This window comes from Nocardia sp. NPDC059691, from assembly GCF_042733915.1.
Taxonomy (GTDB): Bacteria; Actinomycetota; Actinomycetes; order Mycobacteriales; family Mycobacteriaceae; genus Nocardia; species Nocardia sichangensis.
The window spans coordinates 144,912-166,802 of record NZ_JBHWFB010000014.1 but is presented as its reverse complement, the minus strand read 5'-3'; the positions used below and the strand labels follow the sequence as shown (position 1 = coordinate 166,802).

The following is a 21,891-nucleotide window of genomic DNA, read 5'->3' as shown; positions in this document are numbered from 1 at the left end:
CTCGATGGAGTGAGTCGGAGTCATCCGCCGAGAGCAAGGCGGGTAGTCATATTGAGTTCGACCTCGCCGTACGGCAGTACATGCGACCAGAACAGCGGGGTCAGGCCGCGCTCGTCCTCGGCGGTAAGTACGCCGTCCCAGTCCGGATCGGCGAGAACGTCTTGGATCATCAGGACACTCACGTAGACCAGGGCGGCCTGGCAGATGAGCAGGCGCAGCACACTCATCTCCTGCTCGTCGCGCCGGTTGGACGCGATCTCGCAGGTCTTGCCGTAGTAGATGACCGAGTTGGCACTGTTCCAGGACTCGATCACGTTCAGGCCGCTGTTGATCTCCCGCTGCAATTCACGACTTCGGTAGCGCGGCTCCAGCGCCTTGGGTAGCCCTAGCAGCTTGATGGCGCCCTGCCGGCGCTCCTTGATCTCCAACCAGGGACAGTGCGGCAGTGCGGTGTGCAGGGCGTCGAGTTCGGCGCGCATCTCCTCGCGCAGGTCATTGATGAATTTCGTCGGATCCAGGGCTTTGCCCAGCTTCTCGTAGTGCGAAATGCGGCGTTCCTCGAAGTCGGCCGGCAGATCCCCGGCGGGGCTTTTACGACAGCTTCATGTACCAGGTGACACGATCCTTACCGGCACGACTCCCGTGGGTTCACGCTGACTGACGGACTTTCAGCGGGAACTCACGGTATTTCCGCGGGAGGCACGGGGAATCGCGGCGAGTTCGGCGGAAGTCTAGCGGTTGCTGGTGGGCTCAGTCGGCTGGTGGATGTTCGAGTTCGTCGCTGAGCAGGTGCTCGGCGACGGCCGCGTAACGGGCGGCGGTGTTGTGGGCGATGCCGAAAACCAATGTGAGGTGCAGTGGGTCGGGGCCGGCGGTGAGGGCCTCGTGGAGGATGCGGTCGCGACGGATCTGGTCGACGGTGCAGCCGCTGGGCTGCATGCGCAGGCTCACGGACCTCTGGCTGATCGGTGCGGTGCTGTGGATGGTCTTCGGGCCGACCAGCAGGTGCGGGTTCACGGTGGTCGGCCAGGTGGTGCGGCGGTGGTCGAGCCAGCGGCGGATGGCGCGGTGACCGAGGTCGCCGAGACGTTGACGGCGTCCGGCGAGGGTGATGTGCCGGTTGGCCAGATCGACGTCGGTGAGTTTCAGGCTCCGGATAGCGCCTGTGCGGGCGGCGTTCTCGGCGGCCAGCGCGACGATGACTCGCCAGGCGGGGTCGGTGGCGAGTTGCTCGACGGCGTGGATCTGCTCGTCGGTCATCGGCAACAGGGCGAAGTCGGCGGGGCGGGTCTTGAGCCCGGTGGTCGGGTTGGCGAAGATCAGGCCGCGTTTCTTGGCGAACCGGAACAGTGATCGCAGAGCGCAGGTCGCGTTGAAGCGTTGCGAGCCGGTCAACGGCTTGAGCGCGGCGGTGATGTCGGCGCGGGTGACTTCCCGCAGGTGGTCGTAGCGAGTGGCCCATTGTTCGAGAAATGTTCGGGCGCAACCGAAGTAGACGTAGAGGGTGGAGGCCGAGCGGGGCCGGGCGCGAGCGTCTCCATCGAGCAATACCGTCAGCCAGTGCCGGACTGGTTCGGCGAACCCTGGCGTGAGATCGGTTGTCACGCAATGAATCCAGGATTGGATCGAGGGCGTCGAGTCGTCCTCGAGCAGTCCGAGATCGGCCAGGACTTCGATGAGGCGAGGACGTGACACCCGCCGATGAGGGCGGCGCCGGACCTCGCTGAGCAGCACTCGTTCGCCCGCAAGCTGCTCGGTCAGAACGGTGACCAGGCCGTCGAGAACGCAGAGCGTGGTGGACCGGCTCCAGCCTCGGGCCTGGCCGAGCCGACGGGCGTGCTGGGCAGCGGCCCGCAGAACGAGGTCATCAGCGGTCAGCGCCGGATGTTGCCAGCCGGGCGGGACTGGTTCCCCGTTCTTGCGCCTCCAGTAGGAGGCGAGTGCGGAACAGCCTTTGCTGCAATAGATTTTGTCTCTGCGCCGCTTCTCCGGCAGTGGCTTGCCGCAATGCGCGCAGTTCATCGGGGCGGCAGTGACCTACCGGTCCGGGCGCGCGGAACGACCGGCAGGGCCTCGCCGACCGCGGCCGCTGTGTCCTCGGTCGCCGGTTCCGTCGCGCTGACGGTCTCCGGCTCGGGAATCAGCAGCTCTTCGACCCCGCAGCTCAGGACCGCGCAGATGACGTCCAGGTCGCGGAGTTTGACCACGTTCGGGTCACCCGACCACAGCCCGGACATCTTGCCGGCGCTGATGACGAGGCCGCGGGCGGCGAGCATGCGTTGCAGCTCGCTGGCCTTCCAGATGCCGCGGTTGGCCGCGGCGAGACGCAGGTTCCATTTCATTGGGCCAGTCCTTTCCATCGGTCGGCGACTCGGCGTTGCCCGGTCACCCAGGCGTCTTCGACGTGAGTGGCGTGAACGTGGATATATCGGGCAGTTGTGGCTGTCCAGGAATGACCGCATAATTCCTGGATCGCGAATAGGTTCATCCCGGCCAGATAGAGCTGGCTGGCGCAAAAATGCCGCAGGACATGCGGAGTCAGCTTGCCCGACCAGGTAGGCAGGTGCCGGTCGGCGGCCTCGGCGAGGGACCGACGGAATACGTCGGCGGTCGCGCGCATGGCGGTGCCATCGGTGTTCTTGCGCTCGGACGGGAACAGCGGCATCCCGTGCCGGGACGGGTGGAGGTCGAACAGGCCGAGCACGTCCTCGATGAACCAGCGCAAGCTGCGGTCGGCGCCGTTGATCAACGGCACCAGCCGCGGTTTCGGGCCCTTGCGGCGAGATCCCTTGCCGTGACGGACATTCAGCTTCCCGAACCGGCCCAGCTCCCACCGCACGTCATCCAGATCCAGCATCCGGGCCTCGTTGATCCGCAGACCGACATCGGCCGCCAGCCGGGCGACCGCGTAGTTGCGGGCGGTCGGCGCGAACTTACGGCAGGTAGCCATCTCCTCGCGCCAACCGGCGAACAGCTGCTCGATCTCCTCGGCAGTCGGCGGGATCCGCAGTTGCGGATCAACCGAGGCCCGGGGCCGGTTGATCTCGTCCAGGGGGCATTCGACGACGCGGCCGGTGAGGTTGTGCAGCTCGATCTTGTGCCGCAGCTCGAGGAAGTGGAAGTAGACCGTCAGCGCGGCCGCGCGGCCAGTCCGCGTCGATGGCTTCGCCTCCCGCAGCACCTTGCCGAAGTATGTGTCGGCGTCGACGGGCTGCATCTCCCACAACGGCCGACCGAACCACTCCCGGATCAACTCCAGGTGATTGACGTCGTTGCGGATCGTGGAGTCGACCAGCCCGGCCGACGCCCGCGCCAGCACGAACCCCGATAGCACGTCGGTCTCGAAGTCGGCGAGCTCGTCATCGGTCGCCGGGACCCGCAGTTCCTGCAGATCGCGCACTGCCGCCAGGGCCAACCCACGCCTCCTTGTCTTCAGCCGCAGTGAGGAACCGTCGGCCCGACCACAATTCATTCGGCCGAGGCGACAACACTTCAGTGAGACATTCGGCGCAGAGGAGGCCTGGGATGGCCCAGGTCCAGGCCGGAGTGGGTGGGGTGAGAGAAGCTGGAGCAGTCAGGAACTCATCGACTGTTGGTTAGCCGAGGCAGGTGGACCCGTGCACGGCCGGAAAATGTAATCAAGGGCGCGATTTTCGCGGTGACCCGCGAGGGTGGCAATTGCTCTCGATGTGCGTCGCAGCCTTCATCGCGAGAATGCGGTGTTGCATTCAATGCGATTCATCCTGATTCCGGGCTCACAATCCGAGCTTGGTCACCGCGTTGTCTTCCAGGGGGTTGGCGGTGCGGATGTAGCCGTGAACGGTGCGCGGGTTGGTCCAGCGTCCCTGACGCATGATCTCGCGGTCGCTGGCGCCGCCGAGCGCGGCCTGTGTGGCGAAGCCGGCGCGCAGCGAATGTCCGGAGAACAGGTCGGGGTCCAGCCCGGCCCTGGCGGCATAACGCTTGACCAGTTCGGCGACCGCCCGCCCGGACATGGCGCGGTCGCCGATCGCGCCGTGCCGGTTGACGGTGGGGAAGAGAGGTAGGTCCGCGTCGGTGAGCGTGGTGCCGGTGAAGCCGTGGCAACGGTGGATGTCGGCCGATCTCGCGGGAAGGTCGGCGAGCCAGGACCGGACACCGATAGTCCCCGCGGCGGCGTGTGTTTCGCGTAGGCGCAGCCAGTCGGCGAGGGCGCAGACCGGGCAGGTCGCGGGACGGCGGCCACGGGGGAGCGCCACGCGCTGTTCGGCCGCGCCGGTAGGGTCGGTCTTCGTCGCGGGCAGCCGGATCAACAGAATCGGTTCGCCGGTCGTGTGGTCGAGACCGACTTCGACGTCCCCGATGCGCAGACCGGCCAGTTCACTGCGGCGAAGGGCGCCGGCGAAACCGACGAGCAGTACGAGCGAATCCCGGCGCCGGGCGGGTTCGGCGGGCCAGCCCGGTTCGGGTAGTCCGCCCAGCAGTTGATCGAGAGTGTGCAGCAGGACAGGGCGTTTGCGTCGGGGTTGCGCCCGCCGGGTGCGGCGGATGCCGCGCAGCGTCAGGCGCACCACATCGGATCGAGTCGGTGACGGCAGGCCGTTGGCCGCGTGCACCGCGGCGATCGCGGCCGACTTGCGTTCCAAAGTCGCGGGACTGAACGCCCATTCGCCGCCGGCGCGGCGCGCGTCGGCCGCCGCCGCGAGATAGACGGCCACGTCCAGCGCGTCGGCAGGCAATGCCTGACGCCCCTCGGTGGCACACCACGCCGACCACGCCACCCAATCGGCCCGATAAGCGCGCAGCGTGTTCGCCGACTGCGACGCTTCGAGATACCGCCGCAGCGATCCGGCTTGATCGTCATCGAAACGGTCACGCACCAGCCGCAGTGCCGCCGCGTCGACCAGCACGCTGCGCACCCCACGGCGCAACTCGGTGCGCACCGACTCCGGAACCGCGACCACACTGGATCGATCGTCCATGGTTCGGGCTCCCGCGTTCCTAACGATGACGGACTTGTTCGCGCCACGACTCGGCGCAGGAATGCCAGCCTACGGCACCGAAGCGGCAGCACTTGCGGAGTCTGTCGAGTGACAATTCGCCTGTGTTAGTGCCGTCCGATGCGCGTTGGCGCACGGAAACACCATGCGTCACAGTGACGTTATAGGTCCGTTCGATCAGGTGTTGTCACCGGCCGCGCCGACGCGGCCCATCGATCCGGTCATGCAGTGAAGAGTCGGGGCGTGCGAACTTTCGGCTGCGGAATCGGCCGGGCTTGCGATCCGCGATCGGTATGCAGGATGCCGCCGGACACCGGCTTGGTTCCCTCGTCGACGTCGGCCTGGCGCATCCATTTCGACAGCGTCACCGGGTGGATCCCGAAATCGGCGGCGATCTGCTCCAGGGTCACCTCGGCGTTGTGAGCGACACGGCCGACGTCCTCACGAAGCTCGCGGGGGGATACGGCTTTGGGCAGAGGACATTCTTTCAGCCCGTCCCGACAGCAAGCCACTTCGGTTATCACCTATCCCGGCAGATCAGATGAGAACTGACATTTGACGTCAGCAGAGGGGGTACCTAGTTTTTCTCTCTTTTCGTGGCGGTTTAGTTACGTCATGACCAACGCTACGAAACGTAATTATCACAACGGTAGCCGGACATGAAGCTTCGTCCTGACCCCCGATAAGGTTCATTTATCGGAGGTCAGAACTGGAGAGCTGATTTCGGAGATGACTGGACCTGGAGTGTTCCGTCTCGAGGAAACTGGCCAAGTCTCAGTGAATCTGGCCACCGTGTAGATGTGGACCTGGCCGATGTCTCGAAATTCCTGGCCACTGTGGCATGATCACCCGCGATCTGGCGTCGGCGAACGGCATGGACGGGGTGGTGGGTGTGACTGGCGGGGGTTCCGGTGTGCGCGTTGAAGGTTGGGGGAGTTTCGAACCAGAGATCCGAACGACTGCGGGGGTTGTGCGCGGCAGGTGGGAGAACGCAGTCGCGATCTTCCGGGGCATCCCCTTCGCCGAGTCACCATTCGGCGCGCGTCGGTTCGCGGCTCCCGTTGCAGTACAGCGGTGGGATGGTGTCCGCGACGCGCTGGAGTTCGGTCCACCGGTTCCCCAAGCGAGCCATCGAGGTTCGGTGATGTCGTCGGTGTCCGGCAGCACCGATGATGATTCCGCGGACTGTTTGACGCTCAACGTCTGGTCACCCGAGCTCGGTACCGTCCGGCTGCCGGTGATGGTGTGGATTCACGGGGGCCGATACTTCGAGGGCGCCGCCAGCAACCCGCACCAGGACGGTGCGACTCTCGCCGCGTGCGGTGTGGTGATGGTCAGCATGAACTATCGAGTGGGCGTGGAAGGTTTCGCCCACATCGCCGGGGCCCCGGACAACCGCGGCATTCTCGACCAGATCGCAGCCTTGCGGTGGGTACAGGACAATATCGCCGCGTTCGGCGGCGATCCCGGCAACGTCACTGTGTTCGGCCAGTCCGCAGGAGCTGGTTCTGTCGCGGCGCTGCTCGCTATGCCCATGGCAGCGGGGCTGTTTCGTCGTGCGATATCGCAGAGCCTGCCGGGCACGTACTTCTCCCCACGGCTCGCCGGCGCGATCTCCGCGACGATCGCCGCGGAACTTGGTGTGCGCGCCACCGTCGATGAGCTCGCCGGCATCCCGCCGCGTGCGCTGATCGAGGCGACCGACGCGGTGATTCGGAAGATGCCCGAATTCGTCGAATCGTGGGGACCCACGGCGCTGACGCCTACGCCGTTCTCACCGGTTGTCGATGGCGTCGTACTGCCTGCTTCGCCGTGGCATGCGCTCGCCAACGGTGCCGCGCGGGGTATCGATCTGCTCATCGGACACACCCGTGACGAGTACTCGCTGTTCAACGCCTGGCGCGGCACAGAGATGACCGATGAGCATGCGACCGCCGCACTCGAACGTCTCGCGCCCGTCTCGGACAGCAGCGGCGGATACCGCGCCGCCTACCCGGAGGCCGCCCCTGAACAGCTGTATGAGCTCGTCAACTCCGACTGGCTGCTTCGGATGCCGAGCCTGCATCTCGCCGATGCCCAATACGCCGGGCATGGACCCGTGTGGCTCTATGAACTGTGCTGGAGCTTCCGCCGGGATCAGGGTGCCTCGCACAGCCTCGACATGCTGCTTGTGTTCGGCACGCTCAGCGCCGACGAGGTGCGTGGCCACCCCTTGGCCTACCCGAACGCCGCGAATGAGGTCCTGGAGGTCTCCTATCAAATGCGCAGCGACTGGGTGCGTTTCGCGACCACCGGAAACCCTGGCTGGGCGTCCTACGATCCGGGAAGGCGATCCACTCGTGTCTACAGCGCCGAGCCGACTACCCAGCCTTATCCCGAGGAACGCTCACGCCTTATCTGGCATACACACCGGTTCGACTCCCTGGACCCATGTCAAAGCGTCGGAGCGGGAGGTGGTCGGTGACCAGCCAGGGGCATGATCTGCACCTGGCGCCCAACCGCAGCCGTGGGTCACCCCGACGCCGTCGTGCGTGAAGCCCGGTATCCGGTGGTGGACTACACCTGCTTGTCACGGGCCGAGGAACAATCGTTCGTACGGCAGGCGGGGCAGCGGTAGATGTTCTTCGATGGTGTCGCAGATCAATTCGATTGTGACCCAATGCTTTCGGCTCCAGTCATCGATCACATTGCGAGCCGCCACGGCGGTGGCCGCGTAGTCGAAGACCATGCCACCCAACCAGATCCGCAGGTGCACATCGCTTCCGGGCGCAAACCGTTCATCGGTTGTCATGGCCTGGCGGCCCGGTTCGATCTTTCCGGACGAGGCACTGGGAGCGAACTGCCAGGGGTTGTCGGCAGTCGATCTCTGGCTCGAAGGATCTCCGGCGCCTGGTGTCAGTTCCGCGCCGGCTCGCCTAGCCGGGAGCCGAACGCCACTTTGCCGAACGCTTGCGGTTGGCATCCGCCCGGCCCGGCGGCGCGTGGGCCATCCGCTTCGGGTCGGACGCCGGTGCGGAGGGGTCACAGCAGGGCGGCGACCTTCTTCGCCGTCTCCTTGGCTGATCCGGGATTCTGGCCGGTCACGAGGTTGCCGTCGACCACGGCGTAGGAGAGGAACGGCAGCTTGCCTTTCTCGTAGCGGGCGCCGCGCTTTTTCATCTCGTCCTCGGCGTTGTAGGGCACGAGCTTGTCTACGCGGATGAGGACTTCCTCCTGCCAGGCAAACCCGGTCACCCTGCGGCCGGCAACAAGGTGGGACCCGTCGGAGAGCTTGGTGTTGAGCAGGCCGCAGTAGCCGTGGCAGACCGAGGAGACGATGCCGCCGCGCTCGTAGATCTCCCGGGTGATGCGCTGCAGGCCCTCGCTGTCGGGGAAGTCGTACATCACCGCATGCCCGCCGGTGAAATAGATGGCGTCGTAGTCGGCCGAGTCGATCTGGTCGGGGCTGACGGTGTTCTCCAGCAGCGCCATCCGTGCCGGATCGGCACGCCAGGCTTTCGCGGTCTTGTCGTAGTTGGGGAACTTCAGTGACCGCGGTTCCAGGGGAGCGGGGCCGCCCGCCGGGCTGATGATGGTCTGCTCGAATCCGTGCTCTTCGAAGACCTGCCAGGCGTGGGTGAGCTCGGACAACCACAAACCGGTCGGGTGGGACGGGTCGTCGTAGTGGCCGACGTTGGTGACGACGTTCAAGATGCGTTTGCTCATGGTCGGTCATCCTCCTGAATGTTTACATTGCGCACATTGGCAAGGCTAGGTCGGGATGTGAGCACTGTCAACACCTGCGTCGGTGTGAGTGGGCACACTCTGGGCGGCGCCGGCCTGCTGTGTGCGCGCGGAAACGATCGCGGCGAACGCGGCGCGCACGTGATCGGCCACTTCGCGGCTCGACTCCGCCGGGAGCTTGCCGTCCAGGTGCAGGTATGCCATGCCATGGGCCAGCGCCCACCATGCCGAGGCCAGCGCCTGGGGGTCGCCGTCCGGGAAGACCTGCTTCATCGCGAGTTGTACGAGATCGTGGATTTCCTCTGCCGCCTGGACCCGCTCCTCGTTGCCCTCGTCGCAGGCGTTGCCGAACATCAGGCGAAACAACGCCGGCCGCCGCAGGGCGAACTCGACATAGGCGACCGCCAGCTCGCCGAGCCCCGCCGCCGATGCCGGGAGCTCGCGTCCGTCGCTCAGGTCCGCCTTCAGGTCACGTAAGCCCTGCACGGCCAGCGCGGACTCCAGGGCGTCGCGGTCGACGAAGTGTCGATAGGGCGCGGTCGGCGACACGCCTGCCTCGCGAGCGATGGCGCGCAGCGAGAACGGTTCGCCGACTTCGAGTAGGTGCATCGCCGCCGTCAGTAGCGACGCCCTGAGGTTGCCGTGATGGTAGCCACTCCTCTTCGCTGAAGTTGACATCGCTTACATCCCTTTCTAGGCTCATGTTAGCAATGTAAACTTACCGCATTCAGGAGCGGCGATGCCATCAACAGCCCCCATCCCCGCGAGGTCAGGCGGCGCGGAGCGAACTTCACCGGTCTTCGCGCCGTTCACCCTCCCGAACGGCTCCGTGGTCGCCAACCGGCTGGCCAAGGCCGCTATGGAGGAGAACATGGCCGCATCCGGTCAACTCCCCGACGAGTCCCTGTTCCGGCTCTATCGACGTTGGAGTCGAGGCGGGGTCGGACTGATCATCACCGGCAATGTCATGGTCCATGCCGAGGCGCTCACCGGGCCGGGCGGAGTCGTCCTGGACGCGCAGTCGCCGCTGGAACCGTTCCGTCGGTGGGCCGTCGCCGCGAAGAGCGGCGGCGCGCGGGTGTGGATGCAGATCAACCATCCCGGCCGGCAGGTGCGCGCGGACATGCCCGGCGTCGCCTGGGCGCCGTCGGCGATCCGTGTAGATGTCGGCAAGAACAGCAAGCGATTCGCCGACCCGGTCGAGATGACCCCGCGGCAGATCGAGGAAACTGTGCAGCGCTTCGCCGAGACGGCGCGTCGGGCCGAGGCGGCCGGGTTCGACGGTGTGGAGATCCACGCCGCCCACGGCTATCTGCTGTCGCAGTTTCTCTCGCCGCTGACCAACCGGCGCGCCGACCAGTGGGGCGGCAGCCTGGAGAACCGGGCCCGGCTGCTGCTCGATATCGTGCGTGCGGTGCGGGCCGCGGTCGCTTCCGGCTTCGCTGTCGCGGTCAAACTCAACTCCGCCGACTTCCAGCGCGGCGGCTTCGATGCTGACGACGCCGCGACCGTGCTCGCGATGCTGGCCCCGCTCGGCGTCGACCTCGTCGAGCTCTCCGGGGGCAGCTACGAGGCCCCTGCCATGACCGGCCAAGCCAGTGACCAGCGGACCCGAGCCCGCGAGGCCTACTTCCTCTCCCTCGCCGAAGAACTCGCGACAACCAGCCCGCTGCCACTGATGCTGACCGGAGGTGTCCTCCGGCGGCCGGTGGCCGAGGAGATCCTGGCCGGCGGCATCGATCTCGTCGGCATGGGCAGCGCGCTGGCCGTCGACCCTGACCTGCCGAACCGGTGGCGCCGCGACGCTGACGCCAAGGTCGAACTCACACCCGTGGAGATCAAGGACAAGGCTGTCGCGTCCGCCGCGAGCATGGCCCGAGTGCGACAACAGCTTCGCCGCCTCGGCGCCGGACGGCGCGCGCGTCCCGGGATCAACCCCAAGGTCGCTCTCCTCCACGAGACCGTGCTCCAGCGTCGCGCACTGCGCCGCTACCGCACCTGGCTGAACAACCGTGCCGCGTAAGGCCATCGGCCCCTTTCCCGGCAAATCGATCGCATCCCCATGCCTTCGGCAATCTCCTGTTCCACGCGCCGATCCGCCCCGTGTTGATCCTGCGCACCAGCTCGAACAGATCCACCAACGCGTCAGTGGCCACCGACGAACGTGAAATCGACTGTCGGACAGCCGCTTACCACGATTCAATCAGCGGGGCGGCATGCTCCTGCCGCTGCCATTCTTGGGTGAGGCGACCGAGTCGGTCCGGCGCGGCGATGCCGCGCATGCCTGCGATCTTGTCGTCACGGATCTCCAGGACCACCACGCCCACGACGCGGTCGTCGAGCGTGGCGAGCATGGCGGGGCAGCCGTTGACCACGGCGGCATGGATCGAGGGCGAGCCGCCGGCGAGTCTCCGCTTGGCCGGAGACGGCTTGAAGCCGGCCCGCACCACGCCGGCGATCCGCTGCGGGGTCGAGTACCGGATCAGCTTCTCGGCCAGCCCCAGCCCGGCGCCGTCGGAGATGCCGGTCGCGTCGTCGGTCAGCAGCGCCAGCAGCCGTTCGGTCCGGCCCGAGGAGGCGGCGTCGACGAACGCCTCGACGATTCGGCGCGCCGCGGCTCGATCGACGTCGGTGCCATTGCCCGCGGCGGCGATTCGGCGCCGGGCTCGGTGGGTGTGTTGCTGACTGCCGGCCTCGGTGATGCCGAGAATCTCGGCGATCTCGGCGTGGCTGTAGGCGAAGGCCTCGCGTAGCACGTAGACGGCCCGTTCGATCGGCGACAGACGCTCCATGAGCGTGAGCACCGCCAGGGTCACCGATTCGCGCTGCTCGACGGTGTCGGCCGGACCCAGCATCGGGTCGCCGTCGAGGAGCGGTTCGGGCATCCAGGCGCCGACCGCGCGTTCGCGGCGCACCTTCGCCGAACGGAGCCGGTCGAGCGCCAGATTGGTGACGATCTTGGTCAGCCATGCCTCGGGCACATCGACGTACTCCTGGTCGGCGGCCTGCCACCGCAGGAACGCGTCCTGCACCGTGTCCTCGGCATCGGCGGCCGAGCCGAGCAGACGGTAGGCGAGGGAGGCCAGCCGATTGCGGCTGGCCTCGAAACGCGCCACGGTGGCAGTGTCCATGAGCACGACCCTATGCGGCGACCACGTGGGGCGAGTGCTCTGCGGTGGTGGCCGAGCGATAGTGGCGACTCGGCTTTCCGAAGGTCGGGTGGCTCACGCTCCAGGCGGCAGTCCGAAGGATCGCCGACTTGACGCGCGCGGCCGTCCCGCCGCACAGAGCCCACGACTTCGCACGTGCGTCACCGTCCACCAGCTGGAAGATCCCATCCTTGCGGCCGAGACTGATGTGGTTGCCGACATACGCCAGCGAGGTCGTCGAGACCTTGCGCCCGGTCCGGTCCCCGATGATCGCGGCGGTCGCCTGCATGCTGGTGAATCCCGCGGAAGCGCAGGACATCGGCAACGGCCGACCGTTGTCACCGATGACGAAGACGCTGTCACCGGCGACGTAGACGTCCGGGTGGGAGACCGACCGCATCTGACGGTCGACCGTGATCTGGCCGTTGGCCACCACCTCGAGGCCGCTGGCGGCGGCGATCGGGTGGACGGCGAAGCCTGCGGCCCACACGGTCGCGTCGGAGGCGAAAGCGGTGCCGTCGGCGGCGACCGCTGCCGCCTCCTCGACGCGCTCGATGGCGGTGTGCTGGTGGACCGTGATATCGAACCTGTCGAAGGCGCGCAGCAGGTGACGGCGAGCCTTCGTGCCCAGCCAGCCGCCCAGTTCGCCGCTGGTGGCCAGGCCGACCCGAAGGCCTGGGCGTGATTCGGCGATCTCGGTGGCGGTCTCGATCGCGGTCAGATTGCCGCCGACTACCAGCACCTTCCCGTCCCCGCCCAGCTCGTCCAGGCGTGCGCGCAGGCGCAGCGCGGACGGCCGCGCGGCCACGGGGAAGGCGTGCTCGTGGACGCCCGGAACGCCGTGGTCGGCGGCAGCGCTGCCGAGCGCGTAGAGGAGGGTGTCGTATCCGAGCCGCTCGACGCCCTCGGCGTCGGCGACTGTGACACTCCGGTGCTCGACGTCGACGTCGGTTACCCGCGCCAGTCGCAGCTGGATGCCGGTACCCGCGAACATCTCCGCCAGCGGCCGGTGGCGGAGATCCTGCCCGGCGGCGAGTTGATGCAGGCGCAGCCGCTCGACGAAATCGGGTTCGGCGTTGACGACAGTGATCTCGAAGTCGTCGGAATGGAGTTGGCGCGCCAGGTATCCGGCGGAGAAGGCTCCGGCGTATCCGGCCCCGAGGACGACGATGCGGTGCTTCATGGTTCGCTCCTGTCTGGTTCGCGTGCTCCCTGAACGAGACAGCCCCCCAATCCCTGACAGCATCGATCAGTGACGTGAGTCACTCCCGAAACCCGCATGACCTCACGGCTGTCGGGCGGAGAAGGCGATCCATTCGCCGAAGGAAGCTGCTGATGCTGTCCGCGCCCCCGGTGGCCCCACCGGGGGCGGGCCGCGCCTGTCCGGCACTCCGGCCTCACCGATCACGGTTCCAGTCCGGCGGCAGTCAGGGTGAGGTGCCGGGCCAATGCGTCGGCTGCGGCGTCGGCGTCACGGGCCAGTGCCGCCTCTTCCAGTCGGCGGTGTTCTTCGACGCCGTCGCGGTCGGGGTTGCGGCGGGTCGACCAGCGGCGGGTCAGCTCGCTGGCGGTCCACAGCCTGTCGAAGGTCTCCAGTAGGACTGGGTTACCGCAGCCATCGACCAGGGCGCGATGAAAGAGCCGGTGTAATTCGGACCATGCCTCGCTGTAGTGTTCGCCGTCTCCCGCTAGGTACACCGGAGTGCCGGCCATGCGGTGGTGGGCGGCTCGCACGCGAGCCTCCCAGTCCAGGTCGCCGCGCTCGATGGACATACGCAATAGGACTGGCTCGATGGTCCGGCGGGCCTCCGCGATCTCCTGCCATCGGCGGTCGGAGAAGGCGGGAACGGCGAAGCCGCGGTTGGGCAGCCGGTCGGCGAGGCCCTCGCCGACCACCCGCACCAGCGCCTCGCGGACGACGGCAAGGCTCACGTCCATCTTCTTCGCCAGATCCTGCGGCTTGAGGGCCTGACCGGGAGCGTATTCCCCGCGCATGATCGCGCCCCGTAGGTGCGCGTAGACCTGCTCGGAGAGCATCTTCTTTCCGGGTGAGTCCGGAGTGCGCGATGTCCGATGCATACCCAGATAATAGATCATCTAGAGAATAATCGATTATTTTTGTACCGTGGATGTCGGTAGATGAACGGAAAGAAGACACGATGAGCGCCAACGACCCCTTCGCCCGCCTCCCCGAGGCGGCCTCCTTCACCGTCACCAGCACCACGGTCACCAACGGCGGCGCTTGGCCGCCCGCGCAGTTCTCCTCCGGCGTTCCCGGCGGGAAGGACGTCTCCCCGCAGCTGTCCTGGAGCGGCGCGCCGGAAGGCACGGCGAGCTACGCCGTCACCGTCTACGACCCCGACGCTCCGACGGGGTCGGGATTCTGGCACTGGGCGGTCGCCGACATCCCGGCCACCGTGACCGAGTTGCCCGAGGGCGCCGGCGACGACACGGGGGCGGGTCTGCCGACCGGCTCCTTCCAGTTGCCCAACGACGCCCGCGCGGCCAGGTTCAGCGGCGTGGCCCCTCCGCCAGGGCACGGCCCACACCGATACTTGGTCGTGGTGCATGCCCTCGACGTCGAATCCATCGGCGTGCCGGTCGACTCCACCCCGGCCCTGCTCGGCTTCGCCATGACCTCGCACATCCTCGGCAGGGCGGTTCTCATCGCCACTGCGGAAACGCCGCCTGCCGAAGGGAAACCGGCAGACGCCGAACGGGTCGAGGTGTCCCGGCTCATCCCCGCATCCCCCGATGCCGTCTTCGCGGTGCTGACCGACCCGAAAGGGCACGTGGACATCGACGCATCGGGAATGCTGATCGACGCCGAAGGGAAGCCGGTCGAGCGTCCCGGCGACCGATTCCTGGTCCACATGGATCGCGAGGCCCTCGGGGACGTTCCCCTGGGCAGGTACGAGGTCGAGGTCGTCATCACCAGGCTCGTTCCGGACGAGGAGATCGCCTGGACAGTCGAAACCGGTGGCCGCCGATTCGGCCACATCTACGGCTACCGGTTGGCACCTGCCGAGGGCGGCACCCTCGTCACGTCGTATTGCGACTGGTCACAGATCGATGAGAAATGGAAGCAGCGGCTCAGCTTCCCGGTGGTTCCCCGGTCCTCCCTCAAAGCCACCCTCGGGATCCTCGAGCGCACCGTCCGCCGCCGAGCCGGCCTCTGACCACCGGGACCGCCGGACCCGGCCGGTGTGGGGGACCGTCCTCGACCGCGGCAGGGCAAACATCCGGCGCAGAACTGGAAGTCGTTGTCCGCGAAGGCATGCTCTCCGGCGTGCTCGATTTCGGCGAGCTGGGCGCTGGCGATCCGGCGACGGATCCGGCTGCTGCATGGCTGATTCTGCCGGTGGGCAAGTCCACGCGGTTCTTCGATGCCTACTCCGCTACTGCGGCCAGCCGGTGCCGAAACGTGACGTGAGCGCGTGAGCGCCTCCAATCCTTTCGGCCGCGCGGCGGATAGGGTCGCTGGTCAGCTCACGCTGGTCGTTGACCTCGTATTTACTGAGCCAGGACGGCCGCCGCACTGCCTGAAGTGCGTGATACGTCCTCGGTGGGGAAGCGAGGTTGCGCAGAATCGAACGCTACGATCTGGCCGTGTCGAAGGTGTGCAACTATCCGGGCTGTACGCGCCCGATTCCGAGCGGAGCAGGACCCGGTCGTCCCTCGGAGTACTGCGACCGGCCCGATCACACGCGCTGGCGTGCGTGGCGCGAGCGGCAACGGCAACAGCAGGAGGCCGAGACTGCGGCCACTGCCGTCACTGTGACGCAGCCGGGGCCGGTGACCGTTGCGCGATTGCGGGCCGATGAACTGCTCACCCAATTCCGGGGACTCGCCGAGCAGTTGAACACCACGCTGAACGCCGCGGTCGCGGAGTTGTCCACGCTGGCCGACCCGGCGGTCGCGGAAGCCCAGGTGCAGGCGGTTCAGGTGGACGCGGCGCGGCGGATCGCCGAGGCGGAAGGCGCGGCGGTAGTGGCCGAGCAGGCGCGGCGGGAGGCGCAGGAGGCGAGGGAACTCGCCGAATCCGCCGCCGACGACGCGGCCGGCGCCGCCGAACACGCCGAAGGGCTGGTCGCCGAGGCGAATTCGGCCCGCGACGACGCGCTGCGTGAGGTCGAACGCGTCACCAAGCAGGCGGCCGATGACGTGTTCGCCGCACGCAGCGCAGCGGAAGCCGAAGTCCGCACCGTGCGCCGCGAGTCCGCCGAACAGATCGAACGCATCGAAAAGCAAGCCGCCGAACAAGTCGAGCGCGGCGAGCGTCGCGCGGAGACCGACATCGCACACGCCCGGCGTGAGGCGGAAGCCCTGGTCGCGGCCGCCCATTCCGAGCGCGATCTCGCCGTGCAGCGCGCGGCGGACGCCGAACGAGCGGCCGAACGAGCCGAGCGTGCCGCCTCGGAGCGCGCCGAAGCCGCCGACGAAGCGCGAGCCGAATGGCGCCGAGTACGCGCCGAACTCGACACCACCCGCGCCGAGCTCGCCGAAACCCGTCGCGCCGCGGCCGCCGAACTGGCCGCCGTCCGCGCAGAGGCCGCCGCGACTGTCGACAAGGCGCGCGCGGAAGCCGCTCAGCGGCTCGAAGCGCTGGACGAAGCTCGCGTGCAGACCCTCGCGCGCGCCGAACGCGCCGAGGCCCAGCTCGACGAACTCCTCGCCGAAGCTCGCCGCAAATCACCCGTTACCGAGCCCGACCGGCGCGACGACGCCTGAGCGGGCGTAGGGCTTCCGTACTAGGCTCTCGGTGCATCTCGGTGCATCTCGGTGCATCTCGGTGCATCTCGGTGCATCTCGGTGCATCTCGGTGTGCGACGTGGAGGAGGAGTCGAGCATGGCCGTCATCCATCGGACCACCATGGTTCCCACGAAGATGGAACTGCTGACCTCATGGCTGCCCGGCCGCGCGTGGTATCGCGGTGAAAAGCCACCGGATCTGCGCAAAGCCGGCGGTTTCCGGCTCGATGACCCGGACGGGGAAGTCGGGATCGAATTCGTGGTGATCACCGATCACTCCGGCGCGCAGCCGCACACCTACCACGTGCCGCTGACCTACCGGGGCGCACCGCTGCCGGACGCCGCCGAGGCACTTGTGGGCACTTCCGAACACGGTGTCCTCGGCACCCGGTGGGTGTACGACGCCACCCGTGACCCGGTCGCGGTGGCCCAGATCGTCTCCGCGCTCGTCGGGAACGCGCGGCCTCAGGCCCAAAGCGAGAGCGACACGCCGGATCCCTCGGTCACGGTGCACGTCGCGGATACGCTCTCTCTCGCAGGAGGTTTCGGTCCAGCTCGGGATGGATTGTTCTACACCGACATCCCGGTGGGCGATCGGATCCTTCGTATCCATCGCCTTCTGCAAGTGCCGGTCTCGCCTGTGGAGTCGGCGGTTGCCGGTCGGGTCGACGCGTGGTGGCGGCTCGACGACACCATTGCCACCGGCGTATTCATCAGCCTGGCTGCGTAGTTCGAACGGAGCGGTGTGTCCGCGCGTGCACGGCGAGGAGCGGGATGGGGCAAACGAGCCGCTAACCGCGGCTCTGGTCATATCATGTAGCTATGCCCGAAACCGGAGTCGAAGGGCGTACGGAACCACTGGCCGGGGCAGCCCGGCAGACGGTACTGGTAGCCGGTGCCTGCTCGATGATCATGGGTGTGGCCCTAGCGGTGTGGCCGCACAAATCGCTGCCGACAGCGGAACTGCTGTCCGGCGGCTACCTAGTGCTCAACAGCGCCCTACAACTGGTCGTGGCGCTCGGTGCCCGCTTCGTGACCCCGCTGCGGATGCTGGTGCTGGTCAGTGGGGCGCTGTCGGCCCTACTCGCGGTGCTCTGCTTCGCGGGTGGGAATTCGGCTCCGCTGCTGTCGTTCTGGATCGGATTGGCGTGGGCGATCCGTGGGATCTGTCACGCCACCGTGGCGGTCTGGGTCGATGATCTGCCCGGGCGCGGACGGCAGGAGTTGTTCGGGCTGATCACGCTGGCACTCGGTCTACTGGTCGGGTCGGTGTCGTTCGAGTCGCCGGACACGCTCGGCTGGGTGGCCGGATCGTGCATGATCGCGATCGGGACGCTGGAGGCCTTGTTCTCCGTGGGCTCCCGGCGCGACACGGTCGCGCTGCCGGGGATGGTGCCGACCTTGCGCTTGGATGGCTGACCTCGAGGTGGCGAGCGGGATGCTATCCAGGTTGACTGGGCGCCATGGCATCCCAGCAATCCGAGCTCCGGTCGCCCGCGGAACTCATCGTGGTCACCCATGGCGCCGGTACCGCGATCACGCCGATCGCTCTGAGCGACAGTCACAGCGCGCAAGCTCGTCTGACGGAACTACTTCCGGCCGGGAGCGAACTGGTGCGCATCTTCGGACCGGCCAACCGCTTGGAGCGCAGGCTCACCGGCACCTCACGCCTGGAGACCGGAGCGGAGTATCTCAACTACTTCTACGTCCGCGGTGCCACCGGCCGACTCGACGAACTGGCCGAGCGGTTGCGTACCGCGGACGACGTGGCGGCGGCATATGTGAAACCGCCCGCCGAGCCGCCGATAGCGCCGCAGGGCGCGCGAGCGATCACCGGCCGTTCCGCCGCCGAGGCCCCGCCGGTCACGCCGGATTTCGCGATGCGGCAAGGATATCTGGATGCCGCCCCGCAGGGGATCGACGCTCGGTGGGCATGGACGGTGCCGGGGGGCCGCGGGACCGGTGTGCGAGTGGTGGATGTCGAGGGCGCGTGGCGGTTCACCCATGAGGACTTGCAGGTCAACCAGGGTGGGGTGATCGGAGGCACCCCGTCACCGGAGCAGGGTTGGCGCGACCACGGCACGGCGGTCGCCGGAGTGATCAGCGGTGACGTGAATGCCTACGGCATCACCGGGATCGTGCCCGAAGCGTACATCCGCGCGGTGTCGATCTTCGGGTCCGGATCGGCGTCCGCGATCCGCTCGGCTGCGGATGCGCTCAACCCCGGCGATGTGATGCTGCTCGAACTGCACCGGCCTGGCCCGCGTTTCGCCTACGCCAACCGGCCGGATCAGCGCGGCTATATCGCGATCGAATGGTGGCCCGACGACTTCGCGGCGATCAGCTACGCGGTCGGTAAAGGCGTCGTCGTGGTGGAGGCGGGAGGCAATGGCGGCGAAGACCTCGACGCCGCGATCTACGACTCCCGCCCCGCGGAGTTTCCGAGCACGTGGCGCAATCCCTTTCGCGGCGGCGAAGCCGACTCCGGTGCGATCATCGTCGGAGCCGGCGCACCCCCACCCGGCTTCCATGGCCGCGACAACGGCACGGCCCGCTCCCGCTTGCCGTTCTCCAACTACGGAAAGCGGGTCGACGTGCAGGGCTGGGGCCTGGAAGTCACCACCACCGGATACGGCGACCTGCAAGGCGGTCCGGACGAGGACCTCTGGTACACCGACGTGTTCAGCGGAACCTCGAGCGCGTCCCCGATCGTGGTCGGCGCGGTCACCAGCTATCAGGGCATGAGTGCGGCCGCGGCCGGACGCAAGTCCCCTGCGGAAGTGCGCGCCCGGCTGCGGGAAACCGGCTCACCGCAAACCGATGCCGCTGATCGGCCCGCATCCCAGCGCATCGGCAACCTGCCGGATCTGAAATCGATGATCTTGCCCCGGTAAGCCGCCGGGGCTCGGGATACATCGACTCGATGTGCGCAGCCGACCGATTCCATATACCGGAATCCACTCATCACATAGTTGATGGACATGGAATCCGACCGAGTCGAGCGGCGACTCATCGCCCGCTGGCATCCGCCGCCGAATCGGCAGGTCCACGAGAAAGGTTCGAACCGCCGCGTTGACCGGGAGCGGCGGCGAGGTGGACAGCCCGTCTTACCCGCTGCCGGTTCTCCGCGCAGAGCCGCAATCGGTCGGTCGCGCCGCGCTGATCACTCCACGCGCGCGGCGAGCAGCAATTCGAGCAGCAGATCGGCGAATTCGGCAGGTGCGTCGGTGAATCCGCTGTGCCCGCCCGGGAACTCGGTGAGCGGAATGTTCAGCAGCTCGGCGAGCGCTTCCGCGGGACGGTGGGGGAGCTTGCCCTTGCTCTCTCGTCCTGCCCCGAGCACCAGGCGGTCGCTGACCGGCGCCAAGGCCGCGACGTCGGGGAGATGGGAGGTGATCGTGCGCAACTCGTGCGCCATATTGCGCGGCGCGTTGGCGTGCAGGCGTTCGATCATCGCCGCGGCGCGCGGGGAGAGTTCGGCGGGATCGGGCATCCGCACACCTCCGCCGATGCCTTCGAGGAAGCGGGCGCCCGCGGCGGCGAGACCGTCGGTGACGAACAGTTCGTACACCTCGTCGACGAACGCTTTGTGCTCGGCGGCATCGGGCAGCACCCCGAAAGAGGGCGGCTCGTGCGCGATCACCAGACGCAACCGATCGGGATGCCGGGCAAGCAGGTCGAGCGCGACCACCGCCCCGCCGCTGCCGCCGAACACGTAAGCGTTCTCGTCCTCAGGGGTGAGGTGTTCGAGGAGCAAGTGGGCGTCCTCGCTCTGCACCTCGACCTCGATGTCGGCCGGTGGGCCGGGGTCGAGCACACTGCGCGAGTAGCCGCGCGGGTCGATGGTGACCACGGTGAAGTGTTGTGCGAGTGGCTCGAGGATGGGATCGAACACCGCCGCGTCGCCGCCGCTGCCCGGCAGCAACAGCAGCACCGGCCCGGCGCCGCTGACCTCGTAGTACAGGGTGGCTCCCGGGACTCGCAGGGTGCCGGATCTCATGATTTCTCCTTGTCGGTCGGCCACTGCTCTAGGGTGACGTGCAGGGCGTCGATGATGCGTTCCCAGGACGCGGCGGTCGAGCGCGTGTGCCCGAAGCCGCCGGTCGCCTCCAGAACGCTGTATCCGTGGAAGGCGCTGCGCAGCAAGCGGACCGCGTCGGTCCGGTCGGGTTCGGCCAGACCGTAGGCGCGCAGCATGCCGTAGGTCAGCTCGATGGCGTGCAGCGCGCCGGTCGCGGTGGGCGTCATTTCGGGATCGAACGGAAGCTGGGTCGCGGCGTAGCGGCCGGGGTGACGCAGGGCGTAGTCCCGCCAGGCGTGGGCGTAGGCGGCGAGCGCATCACGTCCGGCGCGACCGGCCACGGCGGACGCGATCAGTTCGGTCTTCTCCGTGGCCGCCAGAACGGACACCCGCGCGCGGAGGTCTCGCAGATTCTTCACGTGCGAGTACAGGCTGGCGTCCTGGACGCCGAACTTCTTGGCCACCGCCGACATGGTGACGTTCTCCAAGCCGATCTCGTCGGCGAGGTCGGCCGCGGCCCGCGTGATCCGATCCGCGGTCAGTCCCGCTCGGGCCATCATGTGCACACCTCCTCGCTCTTGGGTTCCTAGTTTCTATCCTAGAACCCTTAGGTTTTGCAATCGGCGTCGTGGACTGGTGCCCTTCTCGTCGCGGCGGGCCATCTGGGTCAGTTGTGAGTGATTAATTGCTTAGCGCAAGTAAGCACGCTATAGTTGCGTAGCACAAGCAACTAATTCTCGTGCTGGGAGTAGGCATGGCAGTATCACCCGATGCGGCTCGGAGCCTGATAACCGAGCTCTATTTCATGGGCCGTGCGATGCGCGCTGTTCTGTCGCACCCGGAAGAAGGGCACCTGCTTCCGGGTGGCGTCGGCGTGCTGGGCTCCCTGGAGGCCAGGGGGCGATGCCGGCAAGTGGATCTGGCCGTGGACTTGTGCATCAGCCCATCGACACTGAGCAGGCATGTCGCCGAGTTGGTGGGTTCCGGCGACATCGCCCGCCATGCCGATCCCAGCGATGGCCGGGCCACCCTCATCGAAATCACGGACCAAGGACGCGATCTGCTGCGACGCATCCGAGTGTCGCGGGCGCGGGGATTGCAGGCCGCTCTCGCCGATTGGAGTGAGGACGAGGCCGAGCAGGCCGCCGTGGTTGTTCAGAAGCTCAGGAATTCACTGGCCGCAGTCGCGCACCACACCGCGGTGGGCGCGAGCGGGCCGGTTTCGACAGAGAGTCAGGAAGTGGATGTCTAGTTCAGTCGAGTCGGT

The 21,891-nt window shown here is 67.4% G+C and carries 22 protein-coding genes and 1 pseudogene; 9 read left to right on the top strand and 14 right to left on the bottom strand.

Features of this window, described 5'->3' with window-relative positions:
- Positions 1 to 20: 20 nt before the first annotated feature.
- The 6 genes from ACFV2O_RS28690 to ACFV2O_RS28665 form a co-directional block, all read right to left on the bottom strand.
- On the bottom strand, positions 21 to 479 hold the full coding sequence (locus tag ACFV2O_RS28690) for a Tn3 family transposase (protein WP_379254491.1): 459 nt from the start codon (positions 477 to 479) through the stop codon (positions 21 to 23).
- 271 nt (positions 480 to 750) lie between these two features.
- A complete protein-coding gene (gene xerC / locus ACFV2O_RS28685; RefSeq protein WP_379254490.1) occupies positions 751 to 2,022 on the bottom strand; it encodes a tyrosine recombinase XerC in 1,272 nt (423 codons plus the stop codon).
- Positions 2,019 to 2,342 carry a helix-turn-helix domain-containing protein gene (locus ACFV2O_RS28680; protein WP_379254488.1) on the bottom strand — a complete coding sequence of 108 codons (324 nt, stop codon included), beginning with the start codon at positions 2,340 to 2,342 and terminating at the stop codon, positions 2,019 to 2,021. Before ACFV2O_RS28680 ends, xerC begins: the two co-directional genes overlap by 4 nt.
- A complete protein-coding gene (locus ACFV2O_RS28675) occupies positions 2,339 to 3,415 on the bottom strand; it encodes a tyrosine-type recombinase/integrase (RefSeq protein ID WP_379254487.1) in 1,077 nt (358 codons plus the stop codon). The genes ACFV2O_RS28680 and ACFV2O_RS28675 overlap by 4 nt, the downstream gene beginning before the upstream one ends.
- Before the next feature lie 340 nt (positions 3,416 to 3,755).
- Complete coding sequence (locus ACFV2O_RS28670; RefSeq protein ID WP_355074040.1) at positions 3,756 to 4,961, bottom strand: site-specific integrase; 1,206 nt, start codon at positions 4,959 to 4,961, stop codon at positions 3,756 to 3,758.
- A gap of 239 nt (positions 4,962 to 5,200) precedes the next feature.
- On the bottom strand, positions 5,201 to 5,389 hold the full coding sequence (locus ACFV2O_RS28665; protein WP_379254486.1) for a hypothetical protein: 189 nt from the start codon (positions 5,387 to 5,389) through the stop codon (positions 5,201 to 5,203).
- A 431-nt stretch (positions 5,390 to 5,820) separates the two neighbouring features.
- Here ACFV2O_RS28665 and ACFV2O_RS28660 point away from each other — a divergent pair, with 431 nt between their 5' ends.
- Positions 5,821 to 7,443 (top strand): carboxylesterase/lipase family protein, encoded by a 1,623-nt coding sequence (locus tag ACFV2O_RS28660; protein ID WP_379254484.1) that lies wholly within the window; start codon positions 5,821 to 5,823, stop codon positions 7,441 to 7,443.
- A 105-nt stretch (positions 7,444 to 7,548) separates the two neighbouring features.
- Here the strand turns inward: ACFV2O_RS28660 and ACFV2O_RS28655 are convergent, their stop codons facing one another.
- The 3 genes from ACFV2O_RS28655 to ACFV2O_RS28645 all read right to left on the bottom strand — a co-directional run bounded on the left by ACFV2O_RS28655 (position 7,549) and on the right by ACFV2O_RS28645 (position 9,380).
- A complete protein-coding gene (locus tag ACFV2O_RS28655; protein ID WP_364426483.1) occupies positions 7,549 to 7,734 on the bottom strand; it encodes a hypothetical protein in 186 nt (61 codons plus the stop codon).
- Positions 7,735 to 8,000: 266 nt separating this feature from the next.
- On the bottom strand, positions 8,001 to 8,684 hold the full coding sequence (locus ACFV2O_RS28650) for a type 1 glutamine amidotransferase domain-containing protein (protein WP_355074036.1): 684 nt from the start codon (positions 8,682 to 8,684) through the stop codon (positions 8,001 to 8,003).
- Positions 8,685 to 8,729: 45 nt separating this feature from the next.
- Entirely contained in the window at positions 8,730 to 9,380 is a 651-nt protein-coding gene (locus ACFV2O_RS28645; protein ID WP_379254483.1) for a TetR/AcrR family transcriptional regulator, read from the bottom strand.
- 61 nt (positions 9,381 to 9,441) lie between these two features.
- Here ACFV2O_RS28645 and ACFV2O_RS28640 point away from each other — a divergent pair, with 61 nt between their 5' ends.
- Positions 9,442 to 10,725 carry an NADH:flavin oxidoreductase/NADH oxidase family protein gene (locus tag ACFV2O_RS28640; protein WP_379254482.1) on the top strand — a complete coding sequence of 428 codons (1,284 nt, stop codon included), beginning with the start codon at positions 9,442 to 9,444 and terminating at the stop codon, positions 10,723 to 10,725.
- A 166-nt stretch (positions 10,726 to 10,891) separates the two neighbouring features.
- Here ACFV2O_RS28640 and ACFV2O_RS28635 read toward each other — a convergent pair whose 3' ends face one another.
- The 3 genes from ACFV2O_RS28635 to ACFV2O_RS28625 all read right to left on the bottom strand — a co-directional run bounded on the left by ACFV2O_RS28635 (position 10,892) and on the right by ACFV2O_RS28625 (position 13,930).
- The gene (locus ACFV2O_RS28635) at positions 10,892 to 11,833 is read right to left on the bottom strand and encodes a sigma-70 family RNA polymerase sigma factor (protein ID WP_379254480.1); all 942 of its coding nucleotides are present in this window, start codon (positions 11,831 to 11,833) and stop codon (positions 10,892 to 10,894) included.
- 10 nt (positions 11,834 to 11,843) lie between these two features.
- Positions 11,844 to 13,034, bottom strand: a complete 1,191-nt coding sequence (locus tag ACFV2O_RS28630; RefSeq protein WP_355074030.1) for an FAD-dependent oxidoreductase — start codon at positions 13,032 to 13,034, stop codon at positions 11,844 to 11,846.
- Between the two features lie 221 nt (positions 13,035 to 13,255).
- Entirely contained in the window at positions 13,256 to 13,930 is a 675-nt protein-coding gene (locus ACFV2O_RS28625; protein WP_379254478.1) for a GntR family transcriptional regulator, read from the bottom strand.
- Between the two features lie 80 nt (positions 13,931 to 14,010).
- On the opposite strand from ACFV2O_RS28625, the pseudogene ACFV2O_RS28620 reads away from it, so the two are divergent.
- The 6 genes and pseudogenes from ACFV2O_RS28620 to ACFV2O_RS28595 all read left to right on the top strand — a co-directional run.
- A pseudogene (locus ACFV2O_RS28620) lies at positions 14,011 to 14,538 on the top strand (YbhB/YbcL family Raf kinase inhibitor-like protein); the annotation flags it as partial.
- A 392-nt stretch (positions 14,539 to 14,930) separates the two neighbouring features.
- On the top strand, positions 14,931 to 15,284 hold the full coding sequence (locus tag ACFV2O_RS28615; protein WP_379254477.1) for a phosphotransferase: 354 nt from the start codon (positions 14,931 to 14,933) through the stop codon (positions 15,282 to 15,284).
- A gap of 362 nt (positions 15,285 to 15,646) precedes the next feature.
- Positions 15,647 to 16,582, top strand: coding sequence for a hypothetical protein (locus tag ACFV2O_RS28610; RefSeq protein WP_379254475.1), 936 nt, complete (start codon positions 15,647 to 15,649; stop codon positions 16,580 to 16,582).
- Positions 16,583 to 16,700: 118 nt separating this feature from the next.
- Positions 16,701 to 17,333, top strand: a complete 633-nt coding sequence (locus tag ACFV2O_RS28605) for a 1,4-alpha-glucan branching protein (protein WP_379254473.1) — start codon at positions 16,701 to 16,703, stop codon at positions 17,331 to 17,333.
- Positions 17,334 to 17,425: 92 nt separating this feature from the next.
- Positions 17,426 to 18,022, top strand: a complete 597-nt coding sequence (locus ACFV2O_RS28600) for a DUF308 domain-containing protein (protein WP_379254472.1) — start codon at positions 17,426 to 17,428, stop codon at positions 18,020 to 18,022.
- Between the two features lie 44 nt (positions 18,023 to 18,066).
- Entirely contained in the window at positions 18,067 to 19,497 is a 1,431-nt protein-coding gene (locus tag ACFV2O_RS28595; protein ID WP_379254471.1) for a S8 family peptidase, read from the top strand.
- 269 nt (positions 19,498 to 19,766) lie between these two features.
- Here ACFV2O_RS28595 and ACFV2O_RS28590 read toward each other — a convergent pair whose 3' ends face one another.
- Together ACFV2O_RS28590 and ACFV2O_RS28585 are read right to left on the bottom strand one after the other, a co-directional pair.
- The gene (locus tag ACFV2O_RS28590) at positions 19,767 to 20,603 is read right to left on the bottom strand and encodes an alpha/beta fold hydrolase (protein WP_379254470.1); all 837 of its coding nucleotides are present in this window, start codon (positions 20,601 to 20,603) and stop codon (positions 19,767 to 19,769) included.
- On the bottom strand, positions 20,600 to 21,184 hold the full coding sequence (locus ACFV2O_RS28585) for a TetR/AcrR family transcriptional regulator (protein WP_379254468.1): 585 nt from the start codon (positions 21,182 to 21,184) through the stop codon (positions 20,600 to 20,602). The genes ACFV2O_RS28590 and ACFV2O_RS28585 overlap by 4 nt, the downstream gene beginning before the upstream one ends.
- A gap of 194 nt (positions 21,185 to 21,378) precedes the next feature.
- Between ACFV2O_RS28585 and ACFV2O_RS28580 the strand changes: the two genes are divergently transcribed.
- A complete protein-coding gene (locus ACFV2O_RS28580) occupies positions 21,379 to 21,876 on the top strand; it encodes a MarR family winged helix-turn-helix transcriptional regulator (protein ID WP_379254466.1) in 498 nt (165 codons plus the stop codon).
- Positions 21,877 to 21,891 lie beyond the last annotated feature (15 nt).